The following is a 22,801-nucleotide window of genomic DNA, read 5'->3' as shown; positions in this document are numbered from 1 at the left end:
CCTTGTCCCGACCGATCGTTCGGTTACTCTAGCTCTGTCCGCCTGTTCCTGCCCAGCTCACCGAGGAGTTGGTCCGCCATGGCCGCCGCGCAGCTGACCCCCGCCCACCTGTCCGAGAGGCACCGGCCCACGCTCGACCAGGCGCTGGAGGCGATCCGCACCCGCGCCTACTGGTCGCCGCACCCGGAGCACCCGAAGGCGTACGGGGAGAACGGCTCGCTGAGCGCGGCCGACGGCCTCGCCGCGCACCAGGCGGCCCTCGGCTCCCGCTTCGAGCTGGACCAGCCCGGCACGGACGGCTGGACGGGCGGCGAGGTCTCCCCGTACGGCCCGGCGCTCGGCGTCGAGTACCCGCACGCGGACATCGACGTGCTGCTCCCGGCGATGCGCGCAGGCCTGGGCGCCTGGCGGGACGCGGGCGCGGAGACGCGCGCCCTGGTCTGCCTGGAGATCCTGGCCCGCATCAGCGCCCGGACGCACGAGTTCGCGCACGCGGTGATGCACACCAGCGGGCAGGCGTTCATGATGGCGTTCCAGGCGGGCGGCCCGCACGCGCAGGACCGCGGCCTGGAGGCGGTGGCGTACGCGTATGCGGAGCAGACCCGCACGCCGCAGGACGCCGAGTGGTCCAAGCCGCAGGGCAAGCGCGACCCGCTGGAGCTGCGCAAGACGTTCACCCCGGTCGGCCGGGGCATCGCCCTCATGATCGGCTGCAACACGTTCCCGACGTGGAACGGCTACCCGGGCCTGTTCGCCTCCCTGGCGACGGGCAATGCCGTGCTGGTCAAGCCGCACCCGCGCGCGGTGCTGCCGCTCGCCCTGACCGTGCGGATCGCGCGCGACGTGCTCGCCGAGGCCGGTTTCGACCCGAATCTGGTGGCGCTGGCCGCCGAGCGCCCGGGCGAGGGCATCGCCAAGACGCTGGCCGTCCGCCCCGAGATCCGGATCATCGACTACACGGGCTCGACGGAGTTCGGCGACTGGCTGGAGACCAACGCCCGCCAGGCCCAGGTGTACACGGAGAAGGCCGGCGTGAACACGGTCGTCGTGGACTCCACGGACGACTACAAGGGCATGCTGGCCAATCTGGCCTTCTCGCTGTCCCTGTACAGCGGCCAGATGTGCACCACCCCGCAGAACCTGCTGATCCCCCGCGACGGCATCGCCACCGACGCCGGCCACAAGTCGTACGACGAGGTGGTCACCGACATCGCCGCCGCCGTGGACGGCCTGCTGGGCGACGACGCCCGTGCGAACGGCCTGCTGGGCGCGCTGGTCAACCCGGACGTGAAGGCCCGCCTGGAGGCGGCCGCCGGTCTGGGCGAGGTCGCCCTGACCTCCCGCGAGGTCGCCAACCCCGACTTCCCCGACGCCGTCGTGCGCACGCCGCTGATGGTCAAGCTGGACGGCGCCAAGCCGGACGACGAGGCCGCCTACATGTCGGAGTGCTTCGGCCCGGTCTCCTTCGCCGTGGCGGTGGACTCCACCGCCGACGCGCTGGAGCTGCTGCGCCGCACGGTCCGCGAGAAGGGCGCCATGACGGTCGGCGCCTACACGACCTCCCCGGACGTGGAGCGCGCGGTCGAGGAGGTCTGCCTGGAGGAGTCGGCGCAGCTGTCGCTGAACCTGACCGGCGGGGTCTACGTCAACCAGACGGCCGCGTTCTCCGACTTCCACGGCTCCGGTGGCAACCCGGCCGCGAACGCCGCCCTGTGCGACGCCGCCTTCGTGGCGAACCGCTTCCGGGTGGTGGAGGTCCGCCGCCCGGCCTGACCCCCGGCGCGGGCCGATCTCGACGCGCGGGCGCCCGGCTGGGGCCCGCGCGTCCCGGCCCGCACCCACAGGCGCCCGGTGTGGCCCGGCGCCCGAGCACCGCGTTCCCCGGCTCCCCCGCAGCTCAGGCGGGGGAGCCGTCGATCTGCGCGTACCGCTGGATCCAGGCGTGCATGGCGATCGCTGCGGCGGCCCCCGCGTTGATGGACCGGGTCGAGCCGAACTGGGCGATCGAGCACACCATCCGCGCGTGCTTCCGCGCCTCCTCGGTGAGGCCCGGCCCCTCCTGCCCGAACAGCAGCACACAGCGGCGCGGCAGCTCCGTGCGCTCCAGCGGCACCGCGCCCGGCAGATTGTCGATACCGATGATCGGCAGCCCCTCCGCCTCGGCCCAGGCCGTCAGCGACTCGGTGTCGGGGTGGTGGCGCACATGCTGGTACCGGTCGGTGACCATCGCGCCGCGCCGGTTCCAGCGGCGACGGCCCACGATGTGGACCTCCTTCGCCAGGAAGGCGTTGGCCGTGCGGACGACCGACCCGATGTTGAAGTCGTGCCCCCAGTTCTCCACGGCCACATGGAAGTCGTGGCGGCGGGTGTCCAGGTCCGCGACGATCGCCTCGCGCGTCCAGTAGCGGTAGCGGTCCACGACGTTGCGGCGGTCACCACGCTCCAGCAGCTCGGGGTCGTACCGCTCGTCCTGCGGCCAGGGCAGGGGGTGCGGCCCGACACCGACCTCGGTGCCGTAGCCGTCGTCGTACTGGAGGGGGGTGTCCGCCCGGGTCTCGCTGCTCACCCGACGAGGGTACGGGGAGCGGGCACATCGGGCGCCTGGCCCTGCTCCCGCTCCTCCGCCGCCCGGCGGGGGCGCAGCCGCCGCCCGGCCAGGCGCGCCCGGCCCTCCACCCACAGCAGGAACACCGTCGGCAGGAACACCGCGTCCGCGGTGATCATGGCGAGTGAGAAGGCCGGCAGGCCCAGCAGCACCGCGATCCCGGCGTGCTCCATCATCATCACCGCGAGCAGCACGTTCTTGACGCGGCGGTTGAACAGGGTGAACGGGAACGCCACCTGCACGATCACCGTGCCGTAGGTGATGAGCATGACGACCACGCTCGCCCCGGCGAGCAGGTCGGAGACGGCGGGCCAGGGGTTGAAGTAGTCGAGGTTCAGCGGGTAGTACAGCGCCGTGCCGTCCTGCCAGCGCGAACCCTGGATCTTGTACCAGCCGGCCGTCGCGTAGATCAGGCACACCTCGGCCATGATCACCGCCAGTGTGGCGTTGTGCAGGAGGTTGGCGAGCACATCGAGCAGGACGCGCGGCTGGCCCGGCGCGTAGCGGCTCACCAGCCACCAGGCGCCCTGGGCGAGCCACAGCAGCCACAGCAGCACCACGACCCACGGTTCGCCGCTCCTGTCCTGGAACACCAGGACCGCGACGGGGCCCAGCCCCAGCACGGCCCACAGCGCCACCCCGGCCGCGTCGGCGCCCCGGCCCCCGGGGCGTCGGGCCCGGCGGCGGGCGTCCAGCGACCAGACCTGCCCGCAGCGGGTGAGGACCAGGTAGATCGCCATGAGGTGCAGGACGTTGTCGCCGCCGTCGCCCATGAAGACGGAGCGGTTCTGCAGCGACAGGACGCCCACCATGAACAGCGCGGATGTGGCGCGGGTCCGCCAGCCGACCAGCAGCAGCGCGCTGGAGAGCACGGCGAGCGCGTAGACGGCCTCGAACCACAGGACGGAGTCCGACCACATCAGGACGGTGAAGGACCGGTTGTCCGCGACCAGCTGCCGCGCCATGTCCCAGCCCCACGGGCCGTGCGGCCCGTACAGCTCGTGGCGGTGCGGGAACTCGCGGAGGAGGAAGAGCAGCCAGGTCGCGGCGAAGCCGATCCGTATGACGGCGCTCTGGTACGGGCCGAGGACGGTTCCGGTGACCCGCTGGACGGCGCGGGCGAGGCGCGCGTGGGCGCTCTCGCGGTGGGGCGCTGCGCCGGCGGGGCTCATCGGGACTCCTCCGCGGTGCGGCCGCCGGTCGCGCCGAGCGGCAGATCGGCGGCGGTCACGGTCCACCAGGGCAGGAGCCGGTAGTACGGCCGGGTGTCGGTCTTCTCGCGGCTCCACGGCGGCGCGGCGACGTTCGTGGTCGCCGAGCGCACCTGTATCCGCTCGATCCGGCCGCCCAGCTCGTGCTGGTCCAGGCGCAGCATGGCGATGCGGCGTATGTACCGCTCGGACAGGCCGGCGCGCAGCGTGTTGGCCCGGTCGTCGTCGCCGTGCTGGTTGGCGTAGAAGTCCCAGGCGCGGCGCAGCTCGTTCTGCTGCGCGTGGCTCGGGAAGGGGTTGCCCCGGATGGCGGCGGCGTCCTCGGCGGTCAGGTCGATCCAGGGGGTGACCCGGCGCGTGCCGTCGCCGGTGACCTCGGCGCGGACCTGGACGGCGATGTTCTGCTGGAGCGGATTGGGCGCGAACAGCTTCCAGTTCTGCTCGAACTCGGGCATGACCCACGCGTCGACCGTCTCGCCGTGCTGCTTGCTCAGCGTGTTCGAGGGCGCCACATGGAGGAAGACCATGCCCACGTGGAAGCAGGCGACCAGGCCGATCACGGCGAGGGCGACGGCTCCTACCACCTGGTAGGGCAGGGTCAGGGCGGCCAGTCCGGTGCGCTCGGGATCCCCGGCTCCGTCCGCGTGTCCGGCGCGTCCGCGCTGCTCGTCGTACGACTCCATCCCGCCCCGTTCCGCGTCTGGCCCACCCCGGTTATCCACAGGGTTGACACCATACGGGCCGCCGACTCACCATTGAAGTCATTCAACCGAACGATCGGTCGGTAGGGGGCCCGATGACGGCAGTGACTGCGGACTCGCAGGAGGCGTACGAGGCGGTGTTCAACGCCGCCGTGGCCGCCGACGAGCGCATCGAACCGCGCGACTGGATGCCCGAGGCGTATCGCGCCACGCTCATCCGCCAGATCGCCCAGCACGCGCACTCCGAGATCATCGGCATGCAGCCGGAGGCGAACTGGATCACCCGCGCGCCCTCGCTGCGCCGCAAGGCGATCCTGATGGCGAAGGTGCAGGACGAGGCCGGCCACGGCCTGTATCTGTACAGCGCCGCCGAGACCCTCGGCGTCAGCCGCGACGAGCTGCTCGACAAGCTGCACTCGGGCCGCCAGAAGTACTCCTCGATCTTCAATTACCCCACGCTGACCTGGGCCGACGTCGGCGCGATCGGCTGGCTCGTGGACGGCGCCGCGATCACCAACCAGGTACCGCTGTGCCGCTGCTCCTACGGCCCCTACGCCCGCGCGATGATCCGCGTCTGCAAGGAGGAGTCCTTCCACCAGCGGCAGGGCTACGAGGCGCTCCTCGCCCTCTCGAAGGGCACGCCGGCGCAGCACGAGATGGCGCAGGACGCCGTCAACCGCTGGTGGTGGCCGTCGCTGATGATGTTCGGCCCCCCTGACGACGAGTCGGCGCACTCCGCGCAGTCCATGGCGTGGAAGATCAAGCGCCACTCCAACGACGAGCTGCGCCAGCGCTTCGTCGACATCTGCGTCCCGCAGGCCGAGTCCCTCGGCCTGACCCTCCCCGACCCGGACCTCCGGTGGAACGAGGAGCGGGGCCACTACGACTTCGGCGCGATCGACTGGTCCGAGTTCCGCGAGGTCCTCAAGGGCAACGGCCCGTGCAACGACCAGCGGATCACCCAGCGCCGCCGCGCCCACGAGGAAGGCGCGTGGGTCAGGGAGGCGGCGGCCGCGTACGCCGCCAAGCACAGCGATCGGATCACGGGCGACGAGCCCGGCACCACCGGGGAGGCGACGGCATGACGACCAGCGACTGGCCGCTGTGGGAGGTGTTCGTGCGCTCGCGCCGCGGGCTGTCCCACACCCACGCGGGAAGCCTGCACGCCCCCGACGCCGAGATGGCCCTGCGCAACGCCCGCGACCTCTACACGCGGCGCAACGAAGGCGTCTCCATCTGGGTGGTCCCCGCCACCGCGATCACCGCGTCGTCGCCGGACGAGAAGGACCCCTTCTTCGAGCCGTCCGCCGACAAGCCCTACCGCCACCCGACCTTCTACGAGATCCCCGAGGGAGTGCAGCACCTGTGACGACCTCGCTGAACACGGCGGCCCTCGCCCTCGGCGACGACGCGCTGGTGCTGTCCCACCGCCTGGGGGAGTGGGCCGGACACGCGCCCGTCCTGGAGGAGGAGGTCGCCCTCGCGAACATCGCGCTCGACCTGCTCGGCCAGGCCCGCGTCCTGCTCTCCTTCGTGGGCGACGAGGACGAGCTCGCCTACCTCCGCGAGGAGCGCGCCTTCCGCAACGCCCAGCTCGTCGAGCAGCCCAACGGCGACTTCGCCCACACCATCGCCCGCCAGCTGTACTTCTCCACCTACCAGCGCCTGCTGTACGGGCGCCTCGCGGCCGCCGGGCCGCACCCCGGCGACGAGGGCCGCGAAGCCCTCCGGGGCCTGGCCGCGAAGGCGGTCAAGGAGGTCGCCTACCACCAGGACCACGCCGAGCAGTGGACGCTCCGGCTCGGCGACGGCACCCCCGAGAGCCACACCCGGATGCAGACGGCCGTCGACGCGCTGTGGCGCTTCACCGGCGAGCTGTTCCAGCCCGTCGAGGGCGTCGACGTGGACTGGACGGAGATGGAGGCCGACTGGCTGACCTCGGTCTCCGCCGTCCTGGAGCGGGCGACCCTCACCGTCCCCGAGGGGCCCCGGACGACCGCGTGGAGCGCGGGAGCCGGCCGGCAGGGCATCCACACCGAGCCGTTCGGGCGGATGCTCGCCGAGATGCAGCACCTGCACCGCAGCCACCCGGGGGCGTCGTGGTGACCATGACGCCGCTCGAGGAGGAGCTGAGCCGGCTCGCCGGTTCGGTCCCCGACCCCGAGATGCCCGTGCTCACCCTGGAGGAGCTGGGAGTGCTCCGGGGCGTGCGGGTCGAGGGCCCGGGCAAGGTGACGGTCGAGCTGACCCCGACCTACACCGGCTGCCCCGCCATCGAGGCGATGTCGTCGGACATCGAGCGGGTCCTCCACGACCGGGGCGTCGAGGACGTCTCCGTCGTCACGGTCCTCTCCCCCGCCTGGTCCACCGACGACATCAGCGACGAGGGCCGCCGCAAGCTCGCCGAGTACGGCATCGCACCGCCCCGGCGGCAGCAGTCGCCCGACGGGCCGGTGCCCCTGACGCTCGCCATCCGCTGCCCGCACTGCGGCTCCACCGACACAGAGCTGCTGAGCAGGTTCTCCTCGACCGCGTGCAAGTCGCTGCGCCGCTGCGCCACCTGCCGCGAACCCTTCGACCACTTCAAGGAGTTGTAGATGTTCCATCCGCTCCGGGTGAGCGAGGTCGAGCGGCTCACGGACGACTCGGTGGCCGTCACCTTCGCCGTGCCGCCCGAGCTGCGCGAGGCGTTCCGCCACACCCCCGGCCAGCATCTGACGATGCGCCGGACGTCCACGGCCGGCGAGGAGATCCGCCGCACGTACTCGATCTGCTCAGCCGCGGCCGCGCCCGGTGAGGAGCCGGTGCTGCGCGTCGGCATCCGCCTGGTCGAGGGCGGCGAGTTCTCCACGTACGCGCTGAAGGAGCTCTCCCCAGGCGACACTGTCGAGGTCATGGAGCCGATGGGCCGGTTCGTCCTGCCGCCCCGGCCGGGCCACTTCGCGGCGGTCGTCGGCGGCAGCGGCATCACGCCCGTGCTGTCGATCGCCTCGACGCTGCTGGCGCGTGAGCCGGAGGCCCGCTTCTGCCTGATCCGGAGCGACCGGACGGCGGCCTCCACGATGTTCCTGGACGAGGTCGCGGACCTCAAGGACCGCTACCCGGACCGGTTCCAGCTGGTCACGGTGCTCTCCCGTGAGGAGCAGCAGGCGGGGCTGCCGTCCGGGCGGCTGGACGAGGAGCGGCTGTCCGGCCTCCTGCCGGCGCTGCTGCCGGTGGCCGATGTGGACGGCTGGTTCCTGTGCGGCCCGTTCGGACTCGTCCAGGGCGCCGAGCGTGCGCTGCGCGGCCTGGGTGTCCCCAAGAGCCGCGTGCACCAGGAGATCTTCCATGTGGACGACGGTTCGTCGGCGGTGCGCCCGCCCGCTCCCGGCGAGGTCGCGGCGGCCACGCTGACGGCGACGCTGGACGGCCGTTCCGGCACGTGGCCCGTCCAGGACGGCGAGTCCCTCCTGGAGACGGTGCTGCGCGGCCGGTCGGACGCCCCGTACGCCTGCAAGGGCGGCGTGTGCGGCACCTGCCGGGCGTTCCTGGTCTCCGGCGAGGTGCGGATGGACCGCAACTACGCGCTGGAGGCCGAGGAGACGGACGCCGGCTACGTCCTGGCGTGCCAGTCACACGCGATGACCCCGGAAGTCGAGCTCGACTTCGACCGCTGAGCGGTGGCCGCCCGCCCCCGCCGGCGCGGGTATGTCCGCCGCGGACGGGGGCGGGTGGATCCGGTCGGGGGCGGTCGGCCGGACCGACAGCGCGCGACGGCGGCGGACAGGTGCCGATGCCCTCTCGGCCAGCGACCGGGCCGAGCGTCGCGGGGCCCGCGGGACCGGCGCCCGCCCACCGGTCACCGTCATGCGGCCACCGCCACGCGGTCAGGGTGTGCCCGCCGGTCGTACCGGCCGGGTTCCGACCGGTGGGCGAGGCAGCAGACCCCGTGGGCCCCGTGGGCGTCGTTACGCGACGGCCGCGGGGCCGCCGTGCTCGCTGACCATCGGACGGCCGGCGCTCGCCCAGGCGAGCATGCCGCCGTCGACGTTCACCGCGTCGATGCCCTGCTGCACCAGGTACTGCGTCACCTGCGCGGACCGGCCGCCGACCCGGCACATCACATAGGCGCGCCGCCCGTCGGCCACCGCCTCGGTCACCTCGCCGAACCGGGCGACGAACTCGCTCATCGGCACGTGCAGGGCGCCCTCGACATGCCCGGCGGCCCACTCGTCGTCCTCGCGGACATCCAGGACCAGTGCGTCGCCCGGTACGGAAGCGGCGTCCACGGTGGGCAGCGGTGCGAAGTTCATGGGTCTTTCCTTCTTCTCCGGGCCTCCGGGGCGCCGCTCGGGGCTCCGGAGGCCGCTTGGGGCTCTCGGGCGGTTACGGCGCCGTCGTCGTCAGCGCCGCGAGCTCCGCCTCACGCTCGGACACCTGGGCCAGCAGCTGCTCGGCGACCTCGTCGAGCAGCCGGTCGGGGTCGTCCGGCGCCATCCGCAGCATCGCACCGATGGCGCTCTCCTCCAGCTCCCGCGCCACGACCGTCAGCAGCTCCTTGCGCTGCGCCAGCCACTCCAGACGCGCGTACAGCTCCTCGGTCTCGCTCAGCGCCGGTTCGGCGGGCGCGGGACCCGCCTCCCACTCGTCGGCGAGCCGACGCAGCTGCTCCTCGTCGCCGCGGGCGTACGCGGCGTTCACACGGGTGATGAACGCGTCGCGCCGCTGCCGCTCCGCCTCCTCGGCGGCCAGGTCGGGGTGGGCCTTGCGGACCAGGTCCCGGTAGAGCTTGCGCGCCTCGTCGCTGGGCCGTACCCGCTTGGGTGCCTGCACGGGCTGCTCGTTCAGCATCGCCGCGGCCTCGGGCGACAGTCCGTCGGAGTCGATCCAGTCGTGGAACAGCTCGTCCACCCCCGGCATCGGCATCACCAGGGCGCGCGCCTCCTGCGCGCGGCGCAGGTCCTCCGGGTCGCCGGTGCGGGCCGCCCGCGCCTCGGCGATCAGGGCGTCCAGCTCGTCCAGACGCGCGTACATCGGGCCGAGCTTCTGGTGGTGCAGCCGGGAGAAGTTCTCCACCTCCACCCGGAAGGTCTCCACCGCGATCTCGAACTCGATGAGCGCCTGCTCGGCCGCCCGCACGGCACGGGCGAGCCGCGCTTCCGGCGCCTCCGCCTCCTGGGCCTCGTCCGGCCCGGCGTATCCGGCCGTGCCGGGAGCGCCCGCGGCGTCGCCGGGCTCGGCGGGCGGAGGGCCCTGCCGCTCGTGCTGCGGGGGCCGCCGGTCGGCAGCCGCCTCGTGCGCGGGGGCGCCGGTCAGGTCGTCGCTCGGGGTCGTCACCCGACCAGACTACGGGCGACCGGCCCCGTACCCCTCACATGCCCGGCCGCCCCCCGCACACCCCGTCGCACACCGGCCGCACCCCGGCCACGTCACACGCCGGTCCGCTACCGCGCACCCCGTCCCACGCCCGGCCGCCCCCGCGCAGCAACCCTTCACACGCCCAGCCGCGACCCGGCCGCGTCACACGCCGATCCCCCCCCGGCCGGGCGCCCGCCGCGTCACACGCCCAGCTCCGCAGCGATCCGCCCGGCGCGGACGGCCGCGACCAGTTCGGCGTGGTCGGCCTCCGTGCGGTCCGCGTAGGCCACGGCGAAGGCCGCCACGGCTTGGTCCAGCTCGTCGCCCTTGCCGCAGTACGCCGCGATGAGCCGGGGGTCGGCGCTGTGCGCGTGCGCCCGCGCCAGGAGCGCGCCCGTCATCCGCGCGTAGTCGTCGACCTGGTCGGCGGGCAGCGCCGCCGGGTCCACGCTGCCCTTCCGGTTGCGGAACTGCCGCACCTGGTACGGCCGCCCCTCCACGCTCGTCCAACCGAGCAGGCTGTCGCTCACGACCTGCATCCGCTTCTGGCCCAGCACGACCCGCCGCCCCTCGTGCCCGGTGTCCTCCACCTCGAACCCGGCATCGGGCAGGTGCGGCACCAGCGCGGAGGGCCGGGCCTCCTTGACCTGGAGCACCAGCGCCTCCCCCCGGTGGTCGAGGAGCAGCACCACATACGAGCGGGTGCCCACGCTGCCCGTGCCGACCACCCGGAACGCCACGTCCTGGATCGCGTACCGCGCGAGCAGCGGCAGCCGGTCCGGAGGCAGCGTCGCCAGATACGGGCCCAGGGCCGAGGCGACAGCGGCGGCCTCCGCGTCCGGCACGCGCGACAGCACCGGCGGGGCGTCCACGAACCGCCGCGAACCGTCCTCACAGGTCTCCGTCGCCCTCGCGGCGAACCGGGCGCTCGTGTTCCGCCGCGCCTTCTCCGAGACCCGCTCCAGCGTGCCGAGCAGGTCCCGCGCGTCCGTGTGGGAGACGAGTTCCTCGTCCGCGATGGCGTTCCACGCGTCCAGCACCGGCATCCGCGCCAGCAGCCGCATGGTCCGCCGGTAGGCGCCCACCGCGTCGTACGCGGCCGCCCGGCACAGGTCCTCGTCGGCCCCGGCCTCCCGCCCGGCCAGCACCAGGGACGCGGCGAGCCGCTTGACGTCCCACTCCCAGGGGCCGACCACGGTCTCGTCGAAGTCGTTCAGGTCGATGACCAGCCGGCCGCTCGCGTCGCCGTACAGCCCGAAGTTCGCCGCGTGGGCGTCCCCGCAGATCTGCGCGCCCACGCCCGTCACAGGCGTGCCCGCCAGGTCGTACGCCATCAGACCGGCGGCGCCCCGCAGGAACGCGAACGGCGTCGCGGCCATGCGCCCCACCCGTATCGGCGCCAGGCCGGGCACCCGGCCCCGGCTGGACTCCTCGACGGCGCGCACCGCGTCGGGGCGCCCCGCCCGCAGCGCCAGCACGTCGTGCGCGGACCTCGGTACCCGCTTCCGCAGCGCCTTGCCGTACGCCTTCGGCCCCTCGTCCCCGCACGGCCCGAACCCCTCGGCCGGATGCCGCGCGAACCCCGGCACGTACGGAATGCGCCCCGCGCCGCCCCCGCCGGCGCCGCCGTCGGCTGCGCCACCCGCCGAACCCGCGCCGGCCGCGGCGCCGCCGGTCCGCTGCGTGGGCACCGTGGCCCGGATCTCGTCCATACGCCCCCCATTACGTGCTCTTACGTGCTCTCGACCGAACGTGCGACGACCGTACCCCTCAGCCACCCACCCGTCTCCCCCTGTGGATAACTCGTCCACAGAGCCGCCTCCCCGCCCCCGGCGGCTCCACGACGACCGGCCGGACGACACGGCCGGACCTCCGTCCGGACGCACGGCCGGGCTCCCGTCCGGACCCCCGGCCGGACCCCCGGCCGGACCCCTCAGCAGAGCTCAGCGGCGCCCACCACCCGCCCCCGCGTCCGCCCCCTCCGCGGACGCGGTCGCCGCCCGGTTGATCGCGGCCTCCACCGCCGCGACCCGGTCGGCGAGCAGCCCCAGCGCCGCCACCGCGCGGCCGAGCGCGTCGTCCCCGGCGCCGCCCAGCGCCCGCTCGCGGACGTACGCCGCCGACACGGCGTCCCACCGCTCACGCCGCTCCCCGGTGAGCGTGCCGCGCAGGGCGGCGAACTTCAGCAGGTTCGCCTCGGCCCCGGAGGTGAGCGTCTGCGCCTCGGCCCTGTAGTGGTCGTCGACCAAGGCGGCCAGCTCGGCGTCGTCCATGGCGGGCGAGATACGCGCGACGATCTTGTTCATGTCGCGGTACGAGCCCTGCAGCCGGAACGGCGGCTCCGTCCGGCCCGCGTCGGCCTGCCCGGCGGAGGCGATGTACGCGGCGTTGACCGCCAGTACCGTCTCGCGGGCGGCCAGCAGATGGCGCAGCACCGCCAGCACGGGATCCAGCTCGGCGGGAGCGTACGGGTGGGCCAGCTGGTCCGGGCGGGCCGCGCCGTCCCCGGCGGCGAGCCGCAGCAGCACCTCCAGATCGGCGCGCTCCCGTCCCGCGAGGGGCGCGAGCAGCGGGTGGGAGGTGAGCGCGTTCTCCACGAAACTCAGCGCGAAGACGTCCTCCTTGCCGGTCAGCACGTCACCGAGGTTCCACACGTCGGCGCGGTTGGCCAGCATGTCGGGGACGCGGAAACGCTGCCCGGACTCGGTGTACGGGTTGCCGGCCATGCAGACGGCGAAGCGCTTGCCCCGCAGGTCGTGGCCGTTCAGCGTGCGGGTCGCGTCGCACAGCGGCACGAACTTCTGCAGCAGTTCGGGGGAGGTGTGCTGGATGTCGTCGAGGTACAGCAGGACGTTGTTCCCGGCCGACAGCGCGAACTCGACCTTCTCCAGCTCCCGGCGCGCGGCCGCGTCGGGCGCCTCCGCCGGGTCGAGCGAGACCGTGCCGTGCCCGAGAGCGGGTCCGTCGACCTTCACCAGCAGCAGGCCGAGCCGGTCGGCGACGTACTCCACCAGGGTCGTCTTGCCGTAGCCCGGCGGCGACAGGAGCAGCAGCAGGCCGTTCGTGTCGGCCCGCTTGGCCTCGCCCGCGACGCCGATCTGCCGCGCGAGGTTGTCGCCGACGAGCGGCAGGTACACCTCGTCCACGAGCCTGCTCCGCACGAAGGAGGACATGACGCGCGGCCGGTAGTCGTCCAGGCGCAGCCGCTTCCGCTCGGCGGCCAGCAGGTCGTTGCGCACCCGCTGGTAGGCGCGGAAACCGGGCACCACGCGGCGGGCGAAGTCCCCGGTCCTCGCCAGGAACTCGTCGAGCCGCAGCCGCAGCACGCCCCGCTCGATCCTCGGGTGGGTGCCGAGCAGCCCCTCCACGCGCGCGGAAAGGCCCCCTTCCCCGTCGCGGCGCGGCAGACCGGGGCACACCTCGATCGCGACGGCCTCCGCGAGGTCGCCGGGGTCCACGTCCTCGCCGCAGGAGGCCGCGTACGAGTGGAGCCAGCCCTCCACGAGCCGCCGGGCGCCCGCCGCGTCGCCGTGCGCGAGCAGGCGCCGCACATCGGCGCCGTACGGCACCCCGGAGCCCGCCCACGCCCCGTCCCGGTCCTCCGGCACCGCCCCCACCGCGTGGTGGAACTTCGCCAGCAGGGTCCGGGCCGCCGGGCCCGTGGCGAACGACCCGCCCGCCGCCAGCTCCTCCACCAGGTACGCGGCGGCCGGGTCCGGCAGCCGGCCCGCCCCGGCCAGTTCGGCGCGCAGCGCGTCGAGGCCCGGCGCCGCCGCCCCGAACGCCTCCCGCGCGCGGACCAGCGAGACGGCCGCGCGCGTCCACGTGTCCCGCTCCTCGGGCGTCGTCCCGTGGGCCCAGAACAGCTGGGCGGCGGCCCGGTCGGCGGCCCGGTGGCGCAGCAGCCCGGCCCGCTCGTACAGCGGCAGCAGCGCGGCGAGGATCGCGGCGGCGTCGTGGTCGTGGACGCCGCGCTCGTACCCCTCGTCGTAGGCCGCCTCGGCGGTCTCCCGGGCCAGCCGGGCAAGGTCCGCGGCGGCGAGGGCCTGCGCGCCGTGCTCGCGCAGCAGGCGGGAGGCCAGGTACTCGCCCCGGTACACGTCCGCGTTCTCGGACGGCAGCAGCTGGTCCCAGTAGGGGCGGGTGTCCGCGAAGGCGGGGTCGGTGACGGGACGCCGGTAGTCGGTGCCGGTCAGCGCGAACGCGAGACCGGCGGAGGCGGGCCCCGAAGCGGCGGGACCCGCGGAGGCAAGGCCCGAAGCGGCGGGACCCGCGGAGGCAAGACCCGAAGCAGCAGGTCGGGCGGAGGCAGGATCCGAGGCCGCGGGCCCGGCGGAGACAAGGCCCGAGGCGGCGGGACCGGCGCCGGTGTGCGGGACGAGGGTCAGCTCCGGCGGGCGGGTGGTGACGGCGAAGCGGTGGGCACCCAGCCGGATCGTGCCGCCGCCGTCCGCGTACAGCTCGGCGCGGTCCCGCAGCGCCCGTGCGGCCTCCTGGCGGGCGGCCTTGAGGCGGCCCTCCAGTTCCTCGGCGCGCACCTGGTCACCGAGTCCGCGCAGTTCACCAGCGGTGCGGCGGACCTTGGCGACCATGGGGTCGGAGGCGAAGTACGTGTTGACCGCGTCCAGGCCGTCCAGTGCTGCCGCGCGGCGCGCGACGGTCTCCAGGACGCGTACGGCCGCCGCGGCGAGCCGCTCGGCGCGCCGGGCCCGGGTGTCCTGCAGCGTCTGCCGGCGCCCGGCGAACGCGTCGTGCACCTCGGCCCGCTTGTCGGCGATCCGGGCGAGGAAGCCGTCGTGGTCAGCGAACCGCGACTCCAGGTTGTCCAGCTGGAGCAGCAGCCGGGCGAGCTGCTCGTCGCAGGCCTCCGGGGTTCCGGCGGCGGCCAGCGCGCCGGTGACCGCCTGGCCCAGCAGGGCGAACTCGGCGGCGAACGCGGCCCGCCCCTCCTGGTCGACGAGCTCGCGGCGCCGGGCGGCGAGCAGTGCGCGGACGCGGTTCAGTCCGCCCAGCACCTCGGCGATCCGCTCCAGGATGGCCGTGCGGACCGTCGGGTCGCCGATGTCGAGGCCGGCCACGACCTCGGTGAGCGTCTGCAGCCCGTGGACCCGCGCGTCGAGCCGTCCGGCGACAGCCGCCGCCTCGGCGGTCGTGCCGACGGCGTCCGCGTCGGCGGCGAGCCGTTCGACCTCGGCGTGCTGGGCGGTGAACGCGTCGTCGCGCCCGAGGAAGGCGACCGCCCGCTGCGCGGTAGCCGCGATCTGGGTGCCTGCCTCGTCGACGAGCGCGTCGACGGCGGCGGTGTCCGCGTACCGCGTCTCCTTCAGCGTCGTCAGGCGCCCCTGGGCGCGGCGCAGCGCGGTGATCCGCTCGATCCACTCCTCCGCGGTGGCCGGGGCCTCGCCGCGCACCCGCCGCACCAGCCGCCGGAAGTCCTGTGCCGCGGCGTCGACGGCCTCGGCGGCCCGGTCGGTGAGCTGCTGTACGGCGGCGAACTCGCGCAACACCTGCTCGGCGGTGTCCCTGACCTCGTCCAGCGGGGTGCGCAGATCCCCCGCGTCCGCGTCGCCCAGCCAGGGGAAGCGGTCGGCGGTGCGGGTGCAGGCGGCGACCAGCGCGGCGTACATCTCGCCCGTCGCGGTGGTCTCCGCGACCTGCCGGGCGATGGCGAGGCACGTGGAGACGCCGCGGACCAGGTCGGCGTTGCCGATGCGGGCGAGCGGCCCCTCGCCCTCGGGCACGGCCCCGGCCGCGAACGGCGTACGCCACATCTGCAGCGGGTGGACACGCCCGGGCTCCCCGGAGTCGGCGCGCAGCACGGCGAGGGTGCCGTCGTCCAGCAGCGCGTGGCCGCGTCCGGTCACCGGGGCGGCGACCTCCTTGCGGATGACGTTGTACGGCAGCAGCAGCGAACGGCCGTCGGCGGAGGAGTGGAACACGTACAGCACGTCCTCGCCGTTGGGCGACCGGACAGCCCCTTCGAACTCCAGCCCCGCCGTGTCGGTGTCGAACGCCTTCACACCGCCCGTGGCCAGGCAGTAGCCGCCGGGGAAGACGACGCCCTGGTCGTCGGGCAGGCGGCGGCAGGACCGTCCGACGCCGTCGAGCCGCCGCACGGTCCCGGTGAGCGTGTGGAAGACGAGGTGGCGCGGGTTCTCCTCCTTGTAGGGCCGCACCCGCAGCAGGACCAGAGCGCCGACGACGGCGTACGCGACCTCCGCGTCCGCCAGGGACTGCAGGGGCTCGTCCACCGGTTCGCTGTGGACGCCCTCGGCGGTCTCGGTGTCGTCGGCGGTCTTCACGGTGAGCGTGCCGCCGACCGTCGAGACGAACAGCGCGCCGTCCGCGACGGCGATGTGCGGATGCCGCCCGGGGACATGGTCGTCCCGGCCGGTCTGCGTCCACGCGAAGTCGTACGGCGCGGGCAGCACGTGGTCCCGCTCCCCGCGCGCGTCGAGGAACCGCACTGCTCCCGACGGCTCGACCGCCCAGCGCAGCACGCGCACGTCGTCGGCCTGCGCCCCGGTGCGGAACACCGCCAGCAGCCTGTCGTCCACCCGGCGCAGCCGCAGCAGCCGCGCCCCCCGGAAGTAGCGGTGCAGCGCGTCGAACTCGGCGGTGAACGCCGGGTCGTCGAGCAGTCCCGGCACGGCGTCGTCCGGCAGCCGCCGCAGCTCCCGGTCGTAGAGCGCGAAGACCCCGTCGGGCGAGGCCGCCTCGTACCCGACGAGCAGCACGTCGCCGACCGCCACGATGTCGCGGGCCCGCAGATCGCGTTCCGTGCGGAGGTGGCCGGTGGCGGCGAGGGCCATCCCGGTGGTGCCGAACACCTCGACCCGCGCGGTGTTCAGCGCCTCGGCGCGGCGGGCCAGTTCGCCGGCGCGGGCGTCCAGCCGGCCGCGCAGCAGCTCGTACGTACCGGCGTCCAGACCGCTCGCCGTCCCGGTCCCTGTCACTGTCCAGCTCCTCGTGTACGTGATGGATGGCGGATACGGGGAGGGGGCGAGGGGAGCCGCCGCCCCCCGCGCGGCAGCTCCCCGGTCTCCTCGAGGGGCCTGTGGCGGCTCCGAGGCGAACCACGGCCCCCAGCCGCCCACTTGAGGCTCCAAGGCCCTCCAGAGGGCTCCTGTGGCCCTCCAGAGGCCGTGGACCCTCCCCAGGCCTCCCTGGGCCCCCCACAGGCCTCCCTGGGCCGTTGACGGGCCCATCTCGCCCTCACCGCCGCCCCGTTGGGCCACGCGGGCCCCTCAGCCCGCCTTGACCGCCGGTCCGCCCAGCCCGGCGAGTTCCGAGACCGGCACGTCGGCGAGGCCCAGCTGCCGTGCCTTGCCCAGCAGTTCGTCCAGCTGCCCCGACCCGGCCGGCATGAGCTTCATCAGCAGCGCGGACACCGTCAGGTTCCGCACGTCGGCGGTGGACACCGAGCCGACCATCCTGGCCAGGTCGTCGGTGAACGACCCGGAGCCGTCCAGCCACGGCCCGGCGAGCGCCCGGGCGGTGTGCGAGCTGTCCACGAACCCGTCCACGGCCTTGCCGAGCGCCATCGACTGCACGATCCGGTCGAAGAAGGCCGACTCGCCGCCGACGATGCTGATGTCGGCGCTCTCCAGCCCGGTGGCGAGCACCGTCGCCTGCGCCTCCGCGACCTGCCGCTGCACATCGAGCCCGGCGAGCCTGATGTCCTTCTCGGCCTCCAGGCGGAGCCGGAACTCCTCGTGGCCGCGCGACGCCTCGTCCAGCGCCGCCATGGCAGCGGCCTTCTCCGTCAGGCCCGCGGCCTCCGCCTTGAGCCGCTCCCCGATAGCGGTGGCCTCGGCGAGCGCCTTCTCGCGGGTACCGACCGCCTCGGCGAGCGCCTTCTCCCGCGTACCGACCGCCTCGGCGCGCAGCCGGGCCTCCGTGGCCTCCGCCTCGGCGCAGCCGGCCTTCTCGATGGCGTCGGCCTCCTTCTCGCGCACCTGCACGGCGGCCAGTCCCTCGGCCGCGGCCTCGGCCTGGATGCCCTCCGCGAGGCGGACCTTCGCGCGGGCGTCCATGTCGGCGGCCTTGTGGCGCGCCTCGGCGAGCGTCAGTTCCTCGGCGGCCCGGTGCACGGCGGCCTGCTCCGCGGCCTCCGCGGCCTTGATGTCCTTGACCAGCCGCTCCTGGGCCTCCGCCTCGGCGGCGATGACGAGGGCCTGCCGCTTGCGCTCGGCCTCCTCGACGGCGCGCAGCCGCTTGATGGACTCCTCCTGCTCGGCGACCGTACGGTCCACCGCGACCCGCTCGCGGATCACCTCGGCGATCTCGCGGCGCTCCGCCTCGACCTCCTTCTCGGCGGAGATCCGGGTCAGTTCGGTCTCCCGCTCGCGGGCGATGACCTCCAGCAGGCGGTCCTTCTCGATGCGCTCGTTCTCGATGGCGATGACCCGCTCGCGGTTCTTCTGCGCGACGGCCACCTCGCGGGCCTGGTTCTCACGCTGGACGCCGAGCTGCTCCTCGGTCTTGAGGAAGGCGCTCTGCGCCCGCAGCCGCTCCTCCTCCACCACGCGGGCGGTCTCGGCCTCCTCACGCGCCCGTACGGTCTCGATCTCCCGCTTCTGCTTGATCTCGGCGTCGGCCTGGCGGCGTTCGAGCTCCAGGATGGCCTCGCGGGCGTCGACGTCCTGCCGGGTGATCTCCTTCTCCTCCGTGCGCCGGAACTCGTTGGTGCGCACGTGCTCGACGGCGGTCAGCTCCGTGATCTTCCGGATGCCCTGGGCGTCGAGGATGTTGGAGGCGTCCAGCTGCGCGAGCGGCGTCTGCTCCAGGTAGTCGATCGCCGCGTCCTCCAGGCTGTAGCCGTTGAGGTCGGTGCCGATGACCTGGATGATCCGGTCCCGGAACTCGTCGCGCTTGGTGTACAGGTCGGTGAAGTCCAGCTGCTTGCCGACCGTCTTCAGCGCCTCGGAGAACTTGGCGTTGAACAGCTCCTGCAGCGTGGCCTGGTCGCTGGCGCGGGCCGTGCCGATGGCCTGGGCGACCTTGATGACGTCCTCGACGGTCTTGTTGACGCGGACGAAGAACGAGATGCGGATGTCGGCGCGGATGTTGTCCCGGCAGATCAGGCCGTCGCGGCCGGTCCGGCTGATCTCGATGGTCTTGACCGAGATGTCCATGACCTCGGCCTTGTGCAGCACGGGCAGGACGACCTGTCCGGTGAAGGTGACGTCGACCTTCCGCATCTTCGAGACGATCAGCGCCTTGCCCTGTTCCACCTTGCGGAACAGCCGGCTGATCACGAACAGCATGGCGACGGCGACGAGCAGGACAACGGCGACGAGCACGCCGATACCCCAGGTGAAGGCATCCATGAGCGTTCCCCGGATCGATGGTGGGAGCTGGGTGGGCGGGGTTGAGGTGGAGGTGGCCCGACGTGAGCGAGCGTCCGACGTGGGCCGGAGGGCCGGCGTGGGCGGAGGGCCGGCGTGGGCGGAGGGCGGGGTCAGCCGCGCGGGTCGAGCGCCCCGTCGAAGGGCGCGACCCAGAAGAACCCGCCGGTGTCGTCGTACGCGTACAGCAGCCCCGTACTGCCGAGGGCCAGCCGTTCCCCTTCGTACTGGCGGACCTGTACGACGGCGGTGGAGCCGTCCCGCGCCGCGACCTCGGCCTGCCCGAACTCCGCGTCCACCCGCCCCGTACGGATGGTGCAGGTCAGGCCGACGAAGTCCCGCAGGGACGGCCCGGGTTCATCGGGCAGGAGCTTGGCGAGCGGGCGTACGAGCACGCGGGTCACCCGCCAGGAGACCGCCACGGACACCGGCAGCAGCACCACCCCGCCCGTCCACACCACGGCCTCGGACCAGCCCGTACGGGAGAGGAGCAACGTCCCGGCGAGGCTGAGGAACCAGGCCAGTACGACCAGCAGCGAGGCCGCCACCGCGACCGGTACGCCGCCCAGGCGCAGCGCGGCGGCGTCCACGTCCGCGTCGAAGCCGTCCACGTCGGCCACGCCGACCGCCACCAGCAGCCAGAAGACGACGACCACCGCGAGGGCCGCCGTGAGCGGCAGGGTGGGGAAGGCCGTCACGGCCTGCCAGAGCTCCGCCATGACCGGTCCCCCTTCGCGTCGTCGGCGCGGCATGCCGCGTTTCCGGGCTACGGCATGGTTCCCACGCGCTGTTCCCCGGTGGCCCCATGCTGGCAGGGAGATCCGCCGGTCCACATTGCCGCCTTCCGGCAATCTTCACGGCCCGTTGAATGCCGGTGACCACCCCAGGCCCCGCCTGCGCGGCCCCGGCGAACGGGGCCCGGGGCCGCTGCCGCCTCGAAGCGGCCGAGACCCGCGACGACCACCACTGCTGTGACCCGGTTCACATCCGGACCGCCGACCCGGAGACCGACAGAACGCCGGAACAGCGGACCGGCGGAACGACAGAACGCCGGAACAGCGGACCGGCGGAACGGCAGAACGCCGGAACAGCAGACCGGCGGAACGGCAGACCGGCATGCGAGCCCCGAGAACACACGCGGAGCACAGGAGGACGAGAGCACGCGAGAGGCGCGGGAGGAGCGGCGGGCGTGGGCCGGCACGGAAGGCGCGGCGGCCAAGGAGAGGGCGGGCAAAGAGAAACGGTCGGCATCGTGATGATGCCGACCGTTTCGTCGGTGCGCGAGGGGGAGTTGAACCCCCACGCCCTTGCGGGCACTGGAACCTGAATCCAGCGCGTCTGCCTATTCCGCCACCCGCGCATTTGGGTGTTGTCACCTCGGGCCCCACCTTGTTCGGTGCGACCGCCTGGCGACATCTGAAGATTAGCACGTCGCACGGGGTGGATTCACATCCGTTGTTTCGCGGGCCCTCCGGACGAACAAGGGAGGAGGGGGAAGGCCCCACCGCGGCGACGTCGAGCACGCGCCGGGGGACGTACATCGCGACGGAGACGTACATATGGACACCCCGGCACCGGACGACCGGCGCGGCCCGGCACGGACCGAGGCCCTCCCGCCACCGGCAGCGCACCGCCGATCCGCCGCGCGCCCCTTCCCCGGCAGAACGGACCACCGCGCGGCCGCCGTGCGCACCGCCCCCGCAGGACCCCGCCGTCCTGGCAGCGCGGACCGCCCCCTCACCGGCCGCGCGGACGCCCCCCGCAGCGCGGCCCGCCCCGGCCCGGCACAACACCCCGCCCCGCAGCCCGCACCGTCCCCGCACATGGCACCGTCCCCACAGCGCACACCGCCCGCCCACAGGACACCGCCCCCGCGGTCCGCACCCTCCCCGCTGTCCGCACCGCCCCCGCAGTCCGCACCCTCCCCGCAGTGCGCGCCGGCCCCGCGCGGGCACCGCCCCCGCAGCGCACCGTCCCGGCCGGAGCGGACGTCCTCGCCCCCTCTCCTCCCGGCCGCGCCCCCGGTGCGGGACACTGTCCACAGGCCGCCTCTACGATCCGTACAGGAGATGTGAGAGGTGACACTCGTCCACAGGGCAGAGAAGGGGAACCAGCCGATTTCCCGACGCGTGGATACGATCAGTAAGCAGTACCAGGACGGCAACGACGGAGGAGGTGCCCCATGGGAGTCCTGAAGCGGTTCGAGCAGCGACTCGAAGGCCTGGTCAACGGCACCTTCGCCAAAGTCTTCAAGTCCGAGGTGCAGCCCGTCGAGATCGCCGGGGCCCTCCAGCGCGAGTGCGACAACAACGCGACGATCTGGAACCGCGAGCGGACCGTCGTCCCCAACGACTTCATCGTCGAGCTGAGCGCCCCGGACTTCGAGCGCCTCAGCCCGTACTCGGGGCAGCTCGGCGACGAGCTCGCCGGCCTGGTCAGGGACTACGCCAAGCAGCAGCGGTACACGTTCATGGGCCCCATCAAGGTCCACCTGGAGAAGGCCGACGACCTCGACACCGGCCTGTACCGGGTCCGCAGCCGCACGCTGGCGTCCAGCTCCTCGCAGTCGGCGCAGCCCGTCGACAGCCCGCACCCCGCGGGTCCGCCGCCCGGCGCGGGCGGCCGCCCCGGCGGGTACGGCTACCCGCCGGCCGGCGTCCCGCCGATGCCCGCCGCGCCGCCGCCGGGCGGCCCCGGCGCCGCGCGCCCCGGTCCCGCCGCGCACCGCCCGCCGGGCGCCTCCGGCCATCTGCCGGGCGCCGGCCAGGTGCGCCGCTGGATCGAGATCAACGGCACCCGCCACCAGATCTCCCGCCCCACCCTCGTGCTCGGCCGCAGCACGGACGCCGACGTGCGGATCGACGACCCCGGCGTATCGCGCCGCCACTGCGAGATCCGGACCGGAACGCCCTCGACGATCCAGGATCTCGGGTCCACCAACGGCATCGTGGTGGACGGGCAGCACACCACCCGCGCTACGCTCCGCGACGGCTCGCGGATCCTCGTGGGCAGTACCACCATCGTTTACCGGCAAGCCGAAGGGTGAAGCGGGGGCAATGTCAGAGCTGACCCTCACGGTCATGCGGTTGGGTTTCCTCGCCGTACTGTGGCTGTTCGTCATCGTGGCCGTCCAGGTCATCCGCAGCGACCTGTTCGGCACGCGGGTCACGCAGCGCGGTTCGCGCCGCGACTCCGCGCGCCCGCAGCAGGGCGGACGCCAGGGCGCGGCACCGCCGCAGCAGCGGCAGCGCCGCGGCGCCCCGACCAAGCTGGTCGTGTCCGAGGGCACCCTCACCGGTACGACGGTCGCCCTCCAGGGGCAGACCATCACGCTGGGCCGGGCCCACGACTCCACCATCGTGCTGGACGATGACTACGCCTCCAGCCGGCATGCCAGGATCTACCCGGACCGTGACGGCCAGTGGATCGTCGAGGATCTCGGGTCCACGAACGGCACCTACCTCGACCGGACCCGACTCACCACGCCGACCCCGATTCCGCTGGGCGCGCCGATCCGCATCGGCAAGACCGTCATCGAGCTGCGGAAGTAGTACGACAATGAGCGAGCGGAGCGAGCGAGCCGCAGCGGTCCCA

General features: G+C 73.8%; 17 protein-coding genes and 1 tRNA gene. 8 read left to right on the top strand and 10 right to left on the bottom strand.

The features are described from left to right. Positions 1-78 precede the first annotated feature (78 nt). A complete protein-coding gene (paaN, locus tag ACSUPT_RS14850) occupies positions 79-1,773 on the top strand; it encodes a phenylacetic acid degradation protein PaaN (RefSeq protein WP_436944594.1) in 1,695 nt (564 codons plus the stop codon). 124 nt (positions 1,774-1,897) lie between these two features. Here paaN and ACSUPT_RS14845 read toward each other — a convergent pair whose 3' ends face one another. Genes ACSUPT_RS14845 through ACSUPT_RS14835 form a run of 3 tightly spaced genes read right to left on the bottom strand, consistent with a single transcriptional unit; the run spans position 1,898 to position 4,499 of the window. Further along, positions 1,898-2,566, bottom strand: a complete 669-nt coding sequence (locus ACSUPT_RS14845; RefSeq protein WP_351966504.1) for a TrmH family RNA methyltransferase — start codon at positions 2,564-2,566, stop codon at positions 1,898-1,900. Further along, a complete protein-coding gene (locus ACSUPT_RS14840; RefSeq protein WP_436944593.1) occupies positions 2,563-3,777 on the bottom strand; it encodes an HTTM domain-containing protein in 1,215 nt (404 codons plus the stop codon). The genes ACSUPT_RS14845 and ACSUPT_RS14840 overlap by 4 nt, the downstream gene beginning before the upstream one ends. After that, positions 3,774-4,499, bottom strand: a complete 726-nt coding sequence (locus ACSUPT_RS14835) for a DUF5819 family protein (protein ID WP_361654325.1) — start codon at positions 4,497-4,499, stop codon at positions 3,774-3,776. The genes ACSUPT_RS14840 and ACSUPT_RS14835 overlap by 4 nt, the downstream gene beginning before the upstream one ends. A 113-nt stretch (positions 4,500-4,612) precedes the next feature. Here ACSUPT_RS14835 and paaA point away from each other — a divergent pair, with 113 nt between their 5' ends. Genes paaA through ACSUPT_RS14810 form a run of 5 tightly spaced genes read left to right on the top strand, consistent with a single transcriptional unit; the run spans position 4,613 to position 8,176 of the window. Then, a complete protein-coding gene (gene paaA, locus ACSUPT_RS14830; protein WP_351966501.1) occupies positions 4,613-5,602 on the top strand; it encodes a 1,2-phenylacetyl-CoA epoxidase subunit PaaA in 990 nt (329 codons plus the stop codon). Continuing rightward, positions 5,599-5,886, top strand: coding sequence for a 1,2-phenylacetyl-CoA epoxidase subunit PaaB (paaB, locus tag ACSUPT_RS14825; protein WP_168437187.1), 288 nt, complete (start codon positions 5,599-5,601; stop codon positions 5,884-5,886). The genes paaA and paaB overlap by 4 nt, the downstream gene beginning before the upstream one ends. Then, the gene (gene paaC, locus ACSUPT_RS14820; protein WP_361654320.1) at positions 5,883-6,623 is read left to right on the top strand and encodes a 1,2-phenylacetyl-CoA epoxidase subunit PaaC; all 741 of its coding nucleotides are present in this window, start codon (positions 5,883-5,885) and stop codon (positions 6,621-6,623) included. The genes paaB and paaC overlap by 4 nt, the downstream gene beginning before the upstream one ends. Further along, complete coding sequence (paaD, locus tag ACSUPT_RS14815) at positions 6,617-7,114, top strand: 1,2-phenylacetyl-CoA epoxidase subunit PaaD (RefSeq protein WP_351966499.1); 498 nt, start codon at positions 6,617-6,619, stop codon at positions 7,112-7,114. The genes paaC and paaD overlap by 7 nt, the downstream gene beginning before the upstream one ends. Then, entirely contained in the window at positions 7,115-8,176 is a 1,062-nt protein-coding gene (locus ACSUPT_RS14810) for a 2Fe-2S iron-sulfur cluster-binding protein (protein WP_436944590.1), read from the top strand. Between the two features lie 291 nt (positions 8,177-8,467). Here the strand turns inward: ACSUPT_RS14810 and ACSUPT_RS14805 are convergent, their stop codons facing one another. The 7 genes from ACSUPT_RS14805 to ACSUPT_RS14775 form a co-directional block, all read right to left on the bottom strand. Next, positions 8,468-8,812 carry a rhodanese-like domain-containing protein gene (locus tag ACSUPT_RS14805; RefSeq protein ID WP_351966497.1) on the bottom strand — a complete coding sequence of 115 codons (345 nt, stop codon included), beginning with the start codon at positions 8,810-8,812 and terminating at the stop codon, positions 8,468-8,470. Positions 8,813-8,885: 73 nt separating this feature from the next. Beyond that, positions 8,886-9,836 carry a hypothetical protein gene (locus ACSUPT_RS14800; RefSeq protein ID WP_436944588.1) on the bottom strand — a complete coding sequence of 317 codons (951 nt, stop codon included), beginning with the start codon at positions 9,834-9,836 and terminating at the stop codon, positions 8,886-8,888. A 221-nt stretch (positions 9,837-10,057) separates the two neighbouring features. Continuing rightward, positions 10,058-11,569 (bottom strand): DUF2252 domain-containing protein, encoded by a 1,512-nt coding sequence (locus tag ACSUPT_RS14795; RefSeq protein ID WP_436944587.1) that lies wholly within the window; start codon positions 11,567-11,569, stop codon positions 10,058-10,060. 231 nt (positions 11,570-11,800) lie between these two features. Then, on the bottom strand, positions 11,801-16,813 hold the full coding sequence (locus ACSUPT_RS14790) for a DNA repair ATPase (RefSeq protein WP_436944585.1): 5,013 nt from the start codon (positions 16,811-16,813) through the stop codon (positions 11,801-11,803). 291 nt (positions 16,814-17,104) lie between these two features. Next, positions 17,105-19,189, bottom strand: coding sequence for an SPFH domain-containing protein (locus ACSUPT_RS14785; RefSeq protein WP_436944584.1), 2,085 nt, complete (start codon positions 19,187-19,189; stop codon positions 17,105-17,107). A 131-nt stretch (positions 19,190-19,320) separates the two neighbouring features. Then, on the bottom strand, positions 19,321-19,926 hold the full coding sequence (locus tag ACSUPT_RS14780; RefSeq protein ID WP_361654306.1) for a hypothetical protein: 606 nt from the start codon (positions 19,924-19,926) through the stop codon (positions 19,321-19,323). A 557-nt stretch (positions 19,927-20,483) separates the two neighbouring features. Then, a tRNA-Leu gene (locus ACSUPT_RS14775) sits at positions 20,484-20,568 on the bottom strand. 821 nt (positions 20,569-21,389) lie between these two features. Here ACSUPT_RS14775 and ACSUPT_RS14770 point away from each other — a divergent pair. Together ACSUPT_RS14770 and ACSUPT_RS14765 are read left to right on the top strand one after the other, a co-directional pair. Then, positions 21,390-22,253, top strand: coding sequence for a DUF3662 and FHA domain-containing protein (locus ACSUPT_RS14770; protein WP_351966492.1), 864 nt, complete (start codon positions 21,390-21,392; stop codon positions 22,251-22,253). A 10-nt stretch (positions 22,254-22,263) separates the two neighbouring features. Further along, a complete protein-coding gene (locus ACSUPT_RS14765; RefSeq protein WP_351966491.1) occupies positions 22,264-22,758 on the top strand; it encodes an FHA domain-containing protein FhaB/FipA in 495 nt (164 codons plus the stop codon). Positions 22,759-22,801 lie beyond the last annotated feature (43 nt).

The organism is Streptomyces sp. SudanB25_2051, from assembly GCF_964272635.1.
GTDB lineage: Bacteria > Actinomycetota > Actinomycetes > Streptomycetales > Streptomycetaceae > Streptomyces.
The sequence above is the reverse complement of the archived record's forward strand: the minus strand, read 5'-3'. Positions and strand labels throughout refer to the sequence as shown.